This window comes from Streptosporangium sp. NPDC004631 (genome assembly GCF_053601935.1).
In genome coordinates, this window is record NZ_JBSGCR010000002.1 from 179,935 (window position 1) to 194,513 (window position 14,579).

9 protein-coding genes and 1 pseudogene are annotated in these 14,579 nt (G+C 72.1%); 3 read left to right on the top strand and 7 right to left on the bottom strand.

Annotated features, from left to right (window positions below; all coding sequences use genetic code 11):
- Window positions 1-10 precede the first annotated feature (10 nt).
- From ACWEF2_RS02495 to ACWEF2_RS02505, 3 genes are all read right to left on the bottom strand, one after another.
- The gene (locus tag ACWEF2_RS02495) at window positions 11-1,498 is read right to left on the bottom strand and encodes a hypothetical protein (RefSeq protein WP_453811231.1); all 1,488 of its coding nucleotides are present in this window, start codon (window positions 1,496-1,498) and stop codon (window positions 11-13) included.
- A 22-nt stretch (window positions 1,499-1,520) separates the two neighbouring features.
- A complete protein-coding gene (locus tag ACWEF2_RS02500) occupies window positions 1,521-3,197 on the bottom strand; it encodes a serine/threonine-protein kinase (RefSeq protein WP_453811232.1) in 1,677 nt (558 codons plus the stop codon).
- 90 nt (window positions 3,198-3,287) lie between these two features.
- Window positions 3,288-3,947 carry a pyridoxamine 5'-phosphate oxidase family protein gene (locus ACWEF2_RS02505; protein ID WP_453811233.1) on the bottom strand — a complete coding sequence of 220 codons (660 nt, stop codon included), beginning with the start codon at window positions 3,945-3,947 and terminating at the stop codon, window positions 3,288-3,290.
- Between the two features lie 67 nt (window positions 3,948-4,014).
- On the opposite strand from ACWEF2_RS02505, the gene pdxR reads away from it, so the two are divergent.
- Window positions 4,015-5,541: a MocR-like pyridoxine biosynthesis transcription factor PdxR gene (gene pdxR / locus ACWEF2_RS02510; protein WP_453811234.1), complete on the top strand. Its 1,527-nt coding sequence runs from the start codon at window positions 4,015-4,017 to the stop codon at window positions 5,539-5,541.
- Between the two features lie 568 nt (window positions 5,542-6,109).
- Here pdxR and ACWEF2_RS02515 read toward each other — a convergent pair.
- Together ACWEF2_RS02515 and ACWEF2_RS02520 are read right to left on the bottom strand one after the other, a co-directional pair.
- Window positions 6,110-6,538: pseudogene (locus tag ACWEF2_RS02515) on the bottom strand (DegT/DnrJ/EryC1/StrS family aminotransferase); the annotation flags it as partial.
- A gap of 7 nt (window positions 6,539-6,545) precedes the next feature.
- Window positions 6,546-7,631, bottom strand: coding sequence for a GNAT family N-acetyltransferase (locus tag ACWEF2_RS02520; protein WP_453811235.1), 1,086 nt, complete (start codon window positions 7,629-7,631; stop codon window positions 6,546-6,548).
- A gap of 230 nt (window positions 7,632-7,861) precedes the next feature.
- Between ACWEF2_RS02520 and ACWEF2_RS02525 the strand changes: the two genes are divergently transcribed.
- Window positions 7,862-8,887 carry a phosphotransferase family protein gene (locus ACWEF2_RS02525; RefSeq protein ID WP_453811236.1) on the top strand — a complete coding sequence of 342 codons (1,026 nt, stop codon included), beginning with the start codon at window positions 7,862-7,864 and terminating at the stop codon, window positions 8,885-8,887.
- A 212-nt stretch (window positions 8,888-9,099) separates the two neighbouring features.
- Window positions 9,100-10,470 (top strand): GH39 family glycosyl hydrolase, encoded by a 1,371-nt coding sequence (locus tag ACWEF2_RS02530; protein WP_453811237.1) that lies wholly within the window; start codon window positions 9,100-9,102, stop codon window positions 10,468-10,470.
- Here ACWEF2_RS02530 and ACWEF2_RS02535 read toward each other — a convergent pair.
- Both ACWEF2_RS02535 and ACWEF2_RS02540 read right to left on the bottom strand, forming a co-directional pair.
- Window positions 10,467-11,690 (bottom strand): DUF418 domain-containing protein, encoded by a 1,224-nt coding sequence (locus ACWEF2_RS02535; RefSeq protein ID WP_453811238.1) that lies wholly within the window; start codon window positions 11,688-11,690, stop codon window positions 10,467-10,469. The genes ACWEF2_RS02530 and ACWEF2_RS02535 overlap by 4 nt on opposite strands.
- A gap of 97 nt (window positions 11,691-11,787) precedes the next feature.
- On the bottom strand, window positions 11,788-14,571 hold the full coding sequence (locus tag ACWEF2_RS02540; RefSeq protein ID WP_453811239.1) for a hypothetical protein: 2,784 nt from the start codon (window positions 14,569-14,571) through the stop codon (window positions 11,788-11,790).
- Window positions 14,572-14,579: the final 8 nt, after the last annotated feature.

Here is a 14,579-nt window from a genome sequence, read left to right on the forward strand (position 1 = left end):
CCTTGGGGCCTCACGGGCACCTGTAGGTGAAACTCGCCTTGTCCTGGAGTTTCCCGCCCGGCGGTAGCGGAGAGAGCAGCCGCAGGGTGGCCGTGCCCTTGAAACTCCCCTCACCCTTGACCGTCCACTCCAGGCTCACCTCGTGTGAGGTCTCCCCGGCGGGCACCGTGTCGGTCTGCTCGATCGGGGCCTTACGGTCGCTCCGTCTCCACTGGTAGTGGACCTCCCCGGCCGAGCCGTTGGTGGTGATCGTGCCCATGATCCTGACGGTCGTGTCACACCCCTGTGCCTTCTTCGGCGCGGTCGCCCGCACCTCGCTGACCGCCAGCGGGGCCGTCTGGCCCCGCAGCAGCCAGACGGCCAGGGCGCCCGCGATCATCAGCGCCAGGATCACCGAGGCGAGAGCCGTACGGCGCCGGCGTCGCCTGGCGGGCGCGCCCACGGTGCGCAGCCGGTCGGACGGGGGGACGGTCTGCTGCTGGTCCCGGCCGGCCCGCCAGATCTGCGCCGCGGTGGTCTCCGTCGGCACCCCCGGGCCGAAACGCACGACGGCCTCTCCCGTGGTCCCGGTGTTCGCGGTGTTCCCCGCGTTCGCGCCGCCTCCGGTGTACCCCGGGCTCCCGGTGTTCGCGCCGCCTCCGGGGTGCCCGGCGTGGATCTCGCCGGTCCTGGGGACGTGCAGCAGCGTGACGATCTCCCCCTCGTCCGGCGGCGGCGCCACCGGGGCGGGGGGCGCCGCCTGGGCGGGCGCCTCGTGGCCCGGCCAGTGCCGCGCCACATCCACCAGCCCGTTTCGCGCGGGGAACCCCGGCAGCAGGTCGCGTCCGGCGAGCAGGGCGTCGCGGGCCGCGGCGAGCCCGTGGAGGGAGGCCGTCGCCGCCGCCCGCTCCAGCACCTCGGCGCCCCGGGGGAAGGGGGCGGCCCAGCTCGCGGCCAGCTCGCGGGCCAACGAGGCCCAGGCCGCCACGTCGTGCTCGGCGGGGGAGGGGCGCCCGTTCAGCGCGTCGGCCAGCCCCCGTGCGGCGAGCAGCGCCGACCCGTCGGCGGAGATCACCACGGTGCCGGGGCGCAGCGCCCCGTGGGAGAGACCGGCTGCGTGCAGGGCCAGCAGCGTCCGCGCGGTCTCCAGCAGCACGGTGGCCGCCGCGCCCGCGTCGGGCCCGGGGGCGCCCGGAGACCCCGGGGACGCGGTGAGCAGATCGGCCACGGTCGGGCTCGCCGGCTCCGAGGTCAGCAGCCAGACCTCGTCCCGGGCCGCGATCAGGTCGGCGACCGGGACCAGCCCGGTCAGACCGCCCCGGAGCAGTTCACGGTCCGCGACCACGGCCGCGACCAGCCGGTCGCGGGCCGCCGGATCCGAGATCCACCGCGGATCGAACCTGAGCGCGCCGCCCGGCCGCCCGCCGGGCGTCATCGCCGACGACCAGGTGCCCAGTTCGTCGGAGCGGCTCCGGCCGGTCAGCCGGAATCCGGCGACGTTCCCCCGGTCAGTATTCATGATCTTGTGCCCGTCCCGCCGTCTACCGCCGCCTTCGATGCCGACCGGCTAAGCCGCGTTTCACCGCCAGTGTGAACGGAACGGCGCCGCTCGTCACCAGTCCGAGGGCCAGGAGTGCCGAGGGGGCCGTCTCGATCGGGGGCGAGGGCGGGTCGGTCAGCGTCGGCGGCTGCTCACCCCCGCCGCTGGGGGTCCCGGACGGTTCGCCGGACGTGCTCTGCGAGGTGGAGGGGGTGGGGGTGGGCCGCGTCGGCCTTACCGTCGGGGTGGGGACGGGGGCGGTCGTCGACCTGGTCGGGGTGGGGGTGGGGGGCGTCGGCGGCGAGGGGGGATCCGGATTGCCGAGCGGGGAGCTCTCCTCCTCCGTGGGCGTCGGGGAGGGCGGCTTCGTCGGGTTCTTCGCCGGTTTCCTGGTGCGGGTCGGCGTCGGCTTGGGCGTCGGGGCCGGTTTCCTGGTGGGCGAGACCGTCGGCAGGGTGGCGGGTGCGCTCGCGGTCGGCGCGGCCGTCGGCGCCGGCTTGGGCGTGCTCTCCTCCGCCGAGGGGTCCGCCGAGGGATCCAGGGTGGGTTCGTCGGTCTCCGGGGGGATGATCGACTCCACCGGGTCGGAGGGGGCCGGGCTCGGCGAGGTGATCAGGCTCTGCGCCTTGATCTCGGTGGGTTTTCCGGAGGCGACCAGCACCGCGGTCACCCCGCCGATCACCGCGACACAGCCGACGCCGACCAGGATCTTGACGCTCAGCCTGCTCAGCGCGGAGGTGCCCCCGTGCCCGCCGAGACGTGTCTCGGCCAGCGAGGTGTCGGCCCCGGGCTTGCCGGTGTCCAGCGGGAGCAGCGCGGGCAGGAGCGCGGCGAGCCCGGCCAGGCGGCGACGGCCGCGCTCGTGCCAGTCCGCCCCGTAGGCGTCGGCGGCCACGGCCTCCAGCTCGGCGAGGAAGGCGGCGGCGGTCGGCGGACGGTCGGCCGGATGTTTGGCGAGCCCCCGCTCGACCAGGCCCTGCAGGGCGGGGGGCACCTCCTCCACGGGCGGTGGCAGGATCTGGTGCTGCCTGGCCAGGGCGGCGATGTTCGTCGCGCGAAAGGGCCGGGTGCCGGTCAGGCACTCGAAGAACACCGCGGTGGCGGAGTAGACGTCGGTGGACGGCCCGGCCGGGGCGCCGGTCCACTGCTCGGGGGCCATGTAGGGCGGCGTGCCCGCCGGGGTGTCCCCGTCCCCCGAGCGGATCGCGATGCCGAAGTCCACGAGCTTGCTCGTGCCGTCGGCCTCGACCATCACGTTCTCCGGCTTGAAGTCGCGATGCACGACACCGGCCACGTGGGCTGTGGACAGTCCCATCAGGGCGCCCTTGAGCACGACCAGCGCCGCCTCGGGGCCGGTCGGCCCCTCCGAACGGAGGATCGCGCGGAGCGCGACGCCGTCGACCAGCTCCATGACGATGGCCGCGCCCTCGCCGGTCTCGATGTAGTCGTAGAGCCGCACGACGTGCGGGCTGTCCAGGGTGTTGAGCACCCGCGCCTCGTGCCGGAAGCGGGCCACGAAACCGACGTCGCCCCTGAGCTCGTCGGAGAGATACTTGATCGCTACCAGGACGTCGTCGGCGTCGTGCCGCGCCATCACCACGCGTCCGGCCGCACCCGTCCCCAGCTCGCGTAACTCGGTGTATCCGGGGACGCGCCAGCCTGATGGCGTGCCGTACATAGCGGTCTCCTCAGTTGCCTGGGCCCCCACCCATAACAGACGGACCGTAGCTTAGTCATAGATCGCAAAATTCCGCGCACAAATCACAAATCAGTCTCGGGACGCGGGGAGAGCCGGTGCCGATCGGGACGCGATGTGCTCGGGGACGTCCAGGTCCGCGGTCATGGCGGGGTCGGGCTCGGGGGCGCCCCACGACTGGTGAAGCGGCAGCACCCCGGCCCAGATCGGCAGCGCGTAGTCCTCCTCCTCGTCGCTCGGCGGTCCCTGCCGTACCTTCACCGACGCCTCGGCCAGGGAGAGGGCGAGTACGGCGGTCGCCGCGAGCTCCTTCCGGTTCGGCGGGCGCGCGGCGTCCCACTGTCCCGGGGCGAGCTGCTCGGTGATCGCCCGCAGGGCCGCCAGCCGCTCCTCCTCGTCACGCACCGGCCGGGGGCGGCCGTAGATCATGGCGGAGCGGTAGTTCATCGAGTGGTGGAAGACCGACCTGGCCAGCACGACGCCGTCCAGGTGGGTCACCGTGACACAGACCTCGCCGGTACCCCGCAGGGAGAGGGAGCCGGTCGAACCGTGGAGGTAGAGGGTGTCGCCGATCCGGCCGTAGCCGGTGGGCACGACCATCGGGGACCCGTCGACCACCACGCCCAGATGACAGACCAGCCCGGCGTCCAGCACCGCGTACAGGTCCGCGCGATCGGTACGGCCCCGCTCCTTGGAGCGGGCGAGAGCGGTACGGGGAGTCGTGGAGAGCATGGTTCTAATCTAGAGAGAAGTGGATATGGAAAACATGTCCACTTCCTGTTGCTTTTGGGAGACCACTTTGCCGCGTACCCCCGTCGACCTGCCCCTCTCGGTGGACCGCGAGGCCGCCACGCCCCTGAGCGTCCAGCTCGGCGACCGGCTGCGCGCGGCCATGCGCGACGGCACCCTCGCCTCCGGCGAGCGGCTGCCCTCCACCCGTGCCCTCGCCCGCCGGCTCGCGGTCAGCCGCACCGTGGTGACCGAGGCGTACGGGCAGCTCTACGCCGAGGGCTGGCTCGACGGCCGCCACGGCTCCGGCACCTACGTGGCCGACCTGGCCGGCCCCGCCCTTCCCAGCGGCTCGGTCCTCCCCGCCCTCCCCGGCGCCTCCGCGCTCCCCGTCCCCGGCGCCTCCGCCGCAGGGGCGCAGGTCGACCTGCGCCCCGGCAGGCCGTGGGTCCGCGACTACGACAAGGCGGCCTGGCGCAGGGCGTGGCGCGCCGCGGCCGACCTGCCCCCGGGAGACGACCCCGACCCCTACGGCCTGCCCAGGCTCCGCGAGGCCCTGGCCGGGCATCTCCGCAGGGTCCGGGCGGTCGCGGTCGGGCCGGAGCACGTCATGGTCACCCGGGGCACCGGCAACGGCCTCGACCTGGTCGCCGCCACGTTCCTGCGGCCCGGCGACCGGGCGGGCGTGGAGGAACCCGGCTACCGGGTCGCCAGGAACGTCTTCGCCGCGCGGGGCGCCGAGGTCGTGCCGTGCCCCGTCGACACCGACGGCGTCGTGGTGCACGGGCTCCCCGACGACCTGCGCGTCCTCTACACCACCCCGGCACACCAGTACCCTCTCGGCGGGCGCCTGCCGGTGCCGCGCAGGGAGCGCCTGATCGCCTGGGCCCGCCGTACCGGGGCGCTCGTCGTGGAGGACGACTACGACGCCGAGTTCCGCTACGACGTCGCCCCGCTGCCCGCCCTGCACGGCCTGGACCCCGGCCGGGTGATCCTGCTCGGCACGCTGTCCAAGTCGCTGGCCCCCGACGTCGGGGTCGGCTGGCTGGTCGCCTCGCCCCACCTCCTCGCCGCCGTCGCCGGAACCCGCGACGACCTGGCCGACCGTACCGGCGGCCCGGTGCAGCAGGCGGTGGCCGTGCTCCTGGAGCGGGGCGATCTGGACCGGCACCTGCGCCGGATGCGCCTGGAGTACGCGCGCCGCCGGGCCGTGGTGGTGGACCTCCTCGGCTCCCGGGTCACCGGCGACACCGCCGGGCTGCACGTCATGGTCGAGCTGCCCCGGCACACGGTCGGCCCCCTGGTGGAGGCCGCGGCCGCGCGCGGCGTGCTGCTCGAAACGGCCGACCGCCACCACCACGGCGTCCCCGCCAGGCACGGTCTCGTGATCGGCTACGGCTCGGCCTCGCTGGCCGAGGTCAGACGGGGGGTGTCCGTCGTCGCCGAGCTGGTCGAACGGTTCGGGGTACGGGCGGCGGAGGGGCCGGGGGAAGATCTCCGACCACCGGCAGGGCGCGGTGGGCGTAGAGCGGGTCGACGGGCAGCACGTGCCGTCCCCACCACCGCGCCACCTCGGGCTCCGGCGAGGGATCGGTGAAGCCCGGCAGATAGTCGTCGTAGGGCGGGTCGTAGAGATAGCCGGTGGCCACCCCGTGCCGCTCCAGCTCCACGATCGCCGCCTCCCGGTCGGCGACCAGCAGCGGCACCCGGAACAGCGGCTGGTCCAGCCGTCTCCGTACCGCCCCGGCCGCCGTGGGCAGCTCGGCGAGCGCGGCCACCCCGGCGATCCGCCGGGCCCGCTGCCCCGGCAGCGTCCGCAGCCGCCTGGACTGGTACCAGCGGGAGATCCGGCCCCGCCTGGCCCGGTAGTCGTGCAGGTCCGCCTGGACCCACGTGTCGAAGGGCGGCAGTTCCGGCACCTGCCTCAGCGCCGTGACCAGGTTCTCGGGGCGCGGCGCGATCCGGTGGCCCTCGCGCCGCTCCTCCATGCCCAGCGCGCGCATCACCCGCAGCGCGGGTCTGACCAGGTTGAGCCGGACCGCCGTGTGCTTGACCACGGAGGCCAGCACCGTGCGGATCTCGGCCGCGAGCACCCGAGGCTGGAGCAGGCGGTCCCGCTCGGCCTCCAGCGCGCGCAGATCGGCCCGGTGCTCGACCGCGAGCACCCCGCCCGACCCGGCCCCGGCGTGCTTGGACAGGCTGAACACCCCGGCCACCCCGAACGTGCCGAGCGGCCTGTCCTCGACCGTGCTCTCCATGGCGTGCGCGACGTCCTCGATCACGGTCTTGCCGGCGAACGCGGTCACCCGGTCCGGCAGGCCGTACAGGTTGGTGGTCAGCACGGCGTCCACCAGGTCGAGATCGACGGCGTCGACGTCGATGTTGCCGTCGTCGGGGGAGAGCGGCGCGATGACCGGCCGCAGCCCGGCGGCCAGCACCAGGAACAGGATCTCGTCGGCGGAGATCGGCGACATGAGCAGCCGCTGGCCGGGGGCGCACCAGTGCCGCAGCGCGAGATACAGGCCGAGCCGGTTGGAGGGCAGGGCCAGGCAGTGACGTCCGGTCCGGGCGGCCACCAGGTCCTCGGGGCTCACCGGGCGCTCACGGCGACTGGATGGAGGTGCGCAGGCGCCCGAAGGTCTTCAGCAACCGGTCGGCGGTGCTGCGCAACGCCGGGTTGGCGAGAACCGTGCCCCGGGCCTTGCGGACCGGCACCCGCACCACCCAGTGCAGTCCGGCGCCGGTGCTCGGCCGGGCGATCCGGCCCTCGGCCACCTGGTACTCACCGTTCTTGAGCTTCTCCTTGTACTCCTTCTCGCCCCGGCCCATGTCGATGACCTCGATCCCCGCCTGGGCCGCCTTCTCGGCCATGGCCAGGTGGTGGATCAGACCCGGGGAGTACTTGGCGAAGGAGACGTCGTAGGCGGGGAACCAGCCGGCGAGGGTGGTGGCGGTGCGCACGCCGAAGTGACCGGCCACCGGCCGCCCGTCCACGTAGAGCATGTCCAGCACCCCGCCGAAGTGCTCGGTGTCGGTGGAGAGCAGCCGTTCGACCAGCTCCACGATCCACGGCCGGGAGAACCGGTCGGCGCGGCCGGTCCGGCGGTACTGGTCGGTCTTCCAGCCGAGCAGCGTCTGCAGCGCCGCCGGCTCGACGGTGGCGTAGTCGTGGCGGAGCGGCCCCGCGTCCCGCTGAAGCTTGCGGGTCTTGTAGGCCGTGGAGCGATAGGTCTTGCCCGAGCTCAGTTTGATCGTCTCGATGTAGGAGTCGTAGCCGTCCCGCAGATCGATGATCGGTGACGGATGCCTGGTGTGCCGTTCCGACAGCAGCGGCTGCCCGGCCACCAGGTGGTCGAACTCGAACACCCCCAGACCACAGGACTTGATCAGCCGCTGGGGGTCGAGTTCGATGTTCTTGGCGTGGACGAGGCCCTGCGCGTCGGTGAGCCCGGCGGCCACCGGCCTGCCGATGCCCATCGGGTGCCGTTCGAACGGGAAGAACCCCACGGTGTCCGCGCCGTCGTGCAACACCGCCACCCGGACTCGATCCTGCAACTCGCCGACGGCGACCGTGAATTCAGGCGACAGGAACGGGTTGTCGAAAGCCGGATCGGCCTCCTGTAAGGCCCGCCATCGGCTGATGTCGGGCGCCCCGAGATCACGAGGGTGAACGATAGAGACGCGCATGAGCTCCCACTGGGGTGTGCGGTTTCCCCGACGCCTTCCAGCATGGATACGTGCAGGACGTGTGAGGCCCAAGTATGCAGGTTGGCGCGTAATGTAACGGTAAAGGATTGGACGTACCACTGGCTCTTCTGAGGCACAACGTTTCGGCCTCTCATCTTGGGCCCCCGGCGTGGGCCGGTTTCCCCGACCCGGGTGGTGTTCTCACCCGGGTGGCGTTCTAATGGGTGGCCATGAGCACCCCTGGCATCGACCGTACCCGGCTGACCGGGTGGATGGCGGCCAACGTCCCCGATGCCGGGGAGCCCACCGGGATTTCCCTGATCTCCGGGGGCAGGTCCAACCTCACCTACCTCGTCGAGACCGGGGGACGCCGCCTGGTGCTGCGCCGACCCCCGCTGGGGCACGTGCTCCCCACCGCCCACGACATGAGACGCGAGTGGCGGGTCGTCTCCGCCCTCGCCCCGACCCCGGTCCCGGTGCCCCGGGCGGTCGCCTTCTGCGGCGACGAGGACGTGATCGGGGCGCCGTTCTACCTGATGGAGCATGTGGACGGCCTGGCCGTACGGAGCGGGGCCGAGGTCGCCGGGCTCGCCCCCGAGCGGGGCCGGCGGCTGTCGGAGAGGCTGGCCGAGGTGCTCGCCGCCGTCCACGCGGTCGACCCCCGGCGGGTGGGGCTGGCCGACTTCGGCCGCCCGGAGGGATACATGGCCCGTCAGCTGGAACGCTGGGACCGGCAGTGGGAGCGGTCACGGACCCGTGACCTGCCCGGCTACGACCGCCTGGTGGCCCGGCTGCGCGCCCGCCTGCCCGCCCGCTCGGCCTCGGCGCTGGTCCACGGCGACTACCGGCTGGACAACACCCTGGTACGGCTCGCGCCCGACCCCGAGATCCTCGCCGTCGTCGACTGGGAGATGTCCACCCTCGGAGACCCGCTGGCCGACCTCGGCCTGACCCTGACCTACTGGCAGGACCCCGGCGACGAGGAACGCGCGTCCATCCCGGTGGCCACCGGCGTGACCGTCGCCCCCGGCTTCCTCACCGCCCGGGAGTTCGCCGCCCACTACGCCGCACTCTCCGGCGCGGACCTCTCCGACCTGGACTTCTACCTGGCGTTCGGCAACTACAAGCTCGCGGTGATCGTGGAGGGAATCCACGCCAGGTTCAGACAGGGTAAGACTGTGGGGGAGGGTTTCGAGCAGATCGGCGCGGCCGTCCCCACGCTCGTCGACCGGGCCCACCGGGTGCTGGAGGGCTGAGCAGCCGGACCGGGAGGAGACCGTGGACGATCCTCATGGGTTACCCGCCGGACCGGCGTCTACGATAGAAGTCTCAAGTGTTCTGCAAGTCACCTTGACTAATGTGATGACGCAGCTGATAACGCTTGTCTGTGAACCGCGCCGGATCGCGGTCACGTCCGTCGTCGCTGTGGAACGCTCTCATTGGACCAGAGGCGAGGATTGAGGCGAGGGTGATACCGACTAACGGACGGCACCAGAGACGGCGCCCGAGCTGGCCGGTCGCACTGGGGGCGGGATGCGTCGCGCTCGTGCTTCTCGTGGTGATCGTCGTCATGGCCACCAAACCCGACAAGCCTCGGGGGGAGGCTCTGCGGATCCCCCCCGAGCAGCCGGCGCCCGTCCTGCAGGAGCCCCCGGCAGGCAAGGAGTGGCCGCGCTGGGGCGTCACCCACACCGAGTTCAGCGGCGACGCCGAGCCCGCCGGGGCGGGCGACGCCGCCTCGCACGTCCTCAGCAGGGTTCCCCTGGTGCAGAACCAGCACATCATGGGCTGGGGCGCGGACAACCCGGAGCCTGTCCCCGGCAGGCACGACTTCCGCAACCTCGACCGCCGGATCCGGTTCATGGCGGACTCCCAGGCGATCCCGGTCGTCACGCTCTGCTGCGCGCCCGACTGGATGAAGGGCGGCACCGAGGGGCGCACCGACTGGGGGGCCCTGGAGACCGCCCCCAAACGGGAGAGGTTCGACGACTTCGCCAAGCTGGCCGCGACCGTGGCCAGGCGTTATCCGACCGTCAAGCACTACATGGTGTGGAACGAGTTCAAGGGTTTCTGGAACCCGGGGACCAACCGCTGGGACGCCGAGGCGTACACCGAGCTCTACAACAAGGTCTACACCGCGCTGAAGGCGGTGAACAAGGACATCAAGGTCGGCGGCCCCTACATCCCGATCGGGAGCAACCGCAGCGGCGGCGGATCGGAGCTGCAGGGGGCCTGGGGTGTCGTCGACCAGCGTGACCTGGACGCCGTCGAGTACTGGATCGACCACAAGAAGGGCGCCGACTTCATCGTGGTGGACGGCGCCTCGATGACCAAGGACGCAGGGCTCTTCCCCGACGAGTTCACCGCGCTGGGCAAGTTCAGCGCGGTCACCACCTGGCTCAGGGAGAAGAGCGGCAACCTGCCGGTCTGGTGGGCCGAGTGGTACGTCGCGCCGGAGAGCACCGACTGGACCGAGGAGCGCCGCACCGCCGTGCAGACGGTGGCCATGATGGAGTTCGCCACAGGGGGCGCCACCACCGCCCTCTACTGGAACCCCCAGCGCAAGGCCGGCCAGAGCTGCGCGGGCTGCCTCTGGCGCCCCGGACGGGGCGACGAGCTGCCGATGGCGGGCATCCTGAGCGGCTTCACCAAGTGGTTCCCCGCCGGCACCCCGCTGGTGACGGTCACCTCCAGCGACCCCAAGGTGCGGGTGCTGGCCCAGCAGCGTCAGCTCGTGATGGTGAACACCTCCAACGCCGCCGTCACCGCGACGGTGGACGGCAAGAGCTTCACCCTCAATCCGTACGAGGTCAGATGGAGCGAGCGGAACCGGGCCTAGCCGGACCGGCCGCGAGAGGGCCTGCGCCAGTTGGTGAACCAGCGCAGGCACCACTCGACCGGCCCGTAGCGGTGACGGCGCAGCCACAGCCGGCTGTAGCCGACCTGGATCGCGAAGATGGCGACGGCGATCGACACCACGGTGAGCGGGCTGAGCTGGTCCACCAGCCCCAGCCCGTAGCCGGTGAAGATCAGCGAGCAGATCAGCGACTGGCCCAGATAGTTGGTCAGCGCCATCCGGCCGGGCGGCACGAGGACGGCGGTCAGCCGCGGCGCCGAGGGGAGCAGCCGCAGCAGGGTGGCCGCGTAGGCCGCGGCCAGCAGCGGCGCGGTGAGCAGGTCCACCGCCTGGCCGAACATGTGGTAGGCGCTTCCGCAGCCCGACCAGGTCGAGTGCGCGTGGACCATCGCCCCGACGATCCCGACGGGGAACCCCGCCCACTGGATCCCGCGTAGCTCCGCGGTCCGCCCGGACAGGTCGGTGAGCATCCGCTTCTTGCCGACGGCCAGCCCGATCAGGCATGCGGCCAGCACCGCGGGTCCCTGGAAGAAGACCCGCAGCACGACGATCTTGCCGAGCTTGTGCAGGTGCTCAGAAATGATCATGCTGACCGAGCCGTGCAGGGCCGCGTCTGACCTCGCCGCCTCGGCCGCGCCCCCGGCCACCGTCCCGGAGGCGTCGGTGCCGTTCAGGGCCAGTACGGCCAGCAGCCCGAACCCCACCGCGAGCGTTACGGTCAGCGCCACCGCGGTGATCACCGCGGTCCGCGGCCTGATCCCCCGCACGGTCAGCAGGACCAGTCCCACCACCGCGTAGGTGGCCAGGATGTCCCCGGGGAACAGCAGCACCGCGTGGGCCAGGCCGAGCAGCAGCAGCCCGGTCAGGCGGCGCAGGAACCGGGGCACGAAGGCCGCCCCCGAGTTCGCCGCGGAGTCGAGCTGAAGGGTGAAGCTGTAGCCGAAGAGAAAGGAGAAGAGCAGGTAGAACTTGTTCTCGAAGAACACGGTGACAATCCAGCGCACCTCCCAGTCCAGCGGTGCGGAGAAGGCGGGCTCGGCCAGCCCCGCCATCCGGTATCCCGAGGCCAGGTAGGCGATGTTGACCACCACGATGCCGAACAGCGCGAACCCGCGCAGCGCGTCGACGGCGGCGATCCGCCGGGCCGTACCGGTTGGGGGTGTGGTGGTCCCCAGCGGACCGCGGTGTTCCCCGTTGACCATCCAACCGTCCCTCGACATACCGTGCTGTATCGCACGCCCCCCGGCAAATAGTGATCATTATGCCGGGGGAAAGGCACTCCCCGGGGAGACCGCGTTCCTATTGGAGCTGGTTGAAGCCGATGACGATGAACCGCTCGATCACGACCGCCACGGCCAGCGCGAACGCCGGAACCGCGACGAACAGGATGCGCCGCCTCGTCCTGGCGGTGCGGTCGAGACCGCGCAGCCGGTACATCTCATAGGCGAACAGGGCGACCCAGGTGACGCCCAGGGCGCCCAGGCCGATCGGGGTCAGCGGTGATCCCCGGTCGCCGAAACCCGTCAGGGGCTGCGGCTGCGGGATCTCGGCGTCCTTCGGATAGGACTTCAGCGTGTAGACGGCGGCGTCCGTGCTGTTGAAGACCCGCTTCAACTCCGGTGACGCGTCCAGGGCGGCACGGAACCGGCTCGCCCAGTCGTCGGGGAAGCCGTGGTTGAGCTGAAGGTAGGCCGCCTGCCCCCGGCTGGCGACGAGATAGGTGTTGGGCGGCAGGACACGGAACTTGTCGATCACCGAGGAGAGCTGCGCCGGATTCTTGTCCACCAGCACCTGCTGGTAGGAGATCTTGTCGAAGTCCCGCTCCCCCCAGGGGATGGTGGGCGTGACCTCGGGGCCGATCATCGGGACCAGGTACAGCACCCGGCCGCTGGGCTCGTCGTGCTTGTAGACGTAGTGCATCGCCCGCACCTCGTCCTTGGAGACCCGCTCGAACTGCTCGTTGCCGTAGCGGGCGACCAGGAAGGACATCGACAGCACCAGCGCGCACCCGGCGGCCAGCAGCAGGGAGAGCCGGCGGGTCAGCTCCGGGTTGAACCGGATGTTGCGCCTGCGGATCGGCACCGTCTCCTCGGGGGCCTCCGCCGTACCGGCGGGCAGGTTCGGGAAGAAGGCGTAGGCGGCCAGGATGCACGCGCCGGGCAGCGCGAACAGGTAGATCCGCAGGCCGATCTCGCCGCCGTAGCTCTGCAGGCCCAGGGCGAGCACCGGGATGCAGAGCAGGAGCAGGGCGGCCCGGTCGCCGACCCCGCGGCGCAGGCGGCGTAGCAGCCCGGTGGCGGCCAGCAGCAGGATGAGGGCGCAGATGCCGAGCCGGGCCATCAGCACGAACGCGTGCCGGGGGTCGCTGCCCTCGATCCGGTCGCCGGTGTTGCGCTGGAGGTTCTCCAGGATCCGGCCCAGACCGCCGAAGAGCTGGTCGATGTGCCCGCTCCAGAAGGTGACCGTCTGGTAGCTGATCCAGGCGAGCACCATCAGGCCCAGGAAGAACGGCAGGGCCCCGCTGAGCGAGGAGCGCCGCAGCAGGATCAGGCCGGTCAGCACGCCGAGCATCATGAACGGCGTGATCTGGTGCGAGGCGGTGGCGGTCCCGAACAGGCCGATCAGCACGATGAGCATGATCGACCGGTCGTACACGCCGGTGGAGTGGGCGAGCTCGCCGGGTGTCAGCCCGTCCAGCCTGGCCAGCAGCCGCCGGATCCGGCCCTTGGCGGGCATCGGCTTCTCGCGGGGCTCCACCTTGCCGAACCAGCGCAGCACGATCGCCACGAAGGCCAGGTAGATGGCGTAGGTGAAGCCCTGGGATGAGAGGTAGTCCTGGCCGATCCACTGGACGATGACGAACAGCAGCGCCGCGAACCAGCGGGCGCGGGTGGTGGCCACCACCTGGCGCAGGATCAGCACGAACGGCAGCAGGTAGAGCAGGTTGGAGAGCAGCGGCGTCCACCGCATGATCGTCGTCAGGTCGGTGACCCCGGCGGCCTTGGTGACGAACGCGAGCAGCGCGAAGAACCCCGGCCAGGCGAAGCGGGCGTCGAGGACGGGGGAGGAGGTCCCGGTGCGGTTGATGAACTCCACGAAGCCCGCGTGCACGTAGGCCGTGTGGAAGCGGGGGGTGTCCTCGATCAGGGCGGCGGCCCCGTGCAGGGCGAAGGTGATCGCCGCGATCTGGAAGAGCAGCAGGAACTTGCGGTCGGTGTTCTGCGCGATCGTGACGAAGAAGGCAGTGATCATCAGCAGGATCGCGATGAACGCGGTGCTGGGCAGCGCCGAGATCAGCCCCAGGCCGTCGACGTGGGTCAGGTCGACGCCCCGCAGCGGTCCCGGCGCCACGCGCAGGGCCAGGACGTACATGACCAGGCCCTCGACGGTGAGCAACGGCGGCAGCCAGGTGCCGGCCGTCCGCGTCAGCCTCTCGGCCCACGAGGGCCTGTCCTCGGGCGTCGCGGCCCCGGGGGCGTGGACGGCCGCGGGGGTGGCCGGCGGCGGACCGGCGGTGGTGCGGCTGGTGGCGTCGGCGGAGAGACCCCGTGCCCGGGGCGCCGGGGCCGGCGGGACCGGAGTGGGCGGGGCCGGGGTCGGCGGGACCGGAATCGGGGGGGCCGGGGGAAGGCGCAGGTTCACCGTGCTGTCGGCTCCGTCGTCGCCGCCGGGCTCGCCGCTCTCGCGCTCCGGGGCCGTGATCTCGGAGACGTCGATGACCGAGGTGTCGACGATCGAGAAGTTCAGAATCGAGGTGTCGTCCGCCTCGGGGGCGTCCGCGTCCTCCACGGGGAGGGCGTCCGCGCCGGAGGCCCCGGCGGACGACGGGACCGGGGGTGTGCCCGTCTCCGGGCCGTCCGCCTTGGGGACGCCGTCCTCCGGCTCCCCGGCGACCTCGCGGACGGGGATCCGGAAGACGGCGGTGGCCGCCGGATCGTCGTCGCCGGAGGTCTCGGAGGGCGTGCCCGGAGGCCGCTTCTCCGGTCCCGGTCCGGCGTGCGCCTCCGTGGGGTCCTCCGAGGGCGAGGGGTGGGTGGAGCCGGTCTCCCCGTCCTCGGCGGCCCCCGCCGCCTCCGTTGTCACGTCATTAC

Excerpts from the sequence above, each read along its gene's own strand:
- ACWEF2_RS02495 (WP_453811231.1), bottom strand. The coding sequence starts at position 1,498 with ATGAATACTGACCGGGGGAACGTCGCCGGATTCCGGCTGACCGGCCGG.
- ACWEF2_RS02500 (WP_453811232.1), bottom strand. The coding sequence starts at position 3,197 with ATGTACGGCACGCCATCAGGCTGGCGCGTCCCCGGATACACCGAGTTA.
- ACWEF2_RS02505 (WP_453811233.1), bottom strand. The coding sequence starts at position 3,947 with ATGCTCTCCACGACTCCCCGTACCGCTCTCGCCCGCTCCAAGGAGCGG.
- ACWEF2_RS02520 (WP_453811235.1), bottom strand. The coding sequence starts at position 7,631 with ATGCGCGTCTCTATCGTTCACCCTCGTGATCTCGGGGCGCCCGACATC.
- ACWEF2_RS02525 (WP_453811236.1), top strand. The coding sequence starts at position 7,862 with ATGAGCACCCCTGGCATCGACCGTACCCGGCTGACCGGGTGGATGGCG.
- ACWEF2_RS02535 (WP_453811238.1), bottom strand. The coding sequence starts at position 11,690 with ATGGTCAACGGGGAACACCGCGGTCCGCTGGGGACCACCACACCCCCA.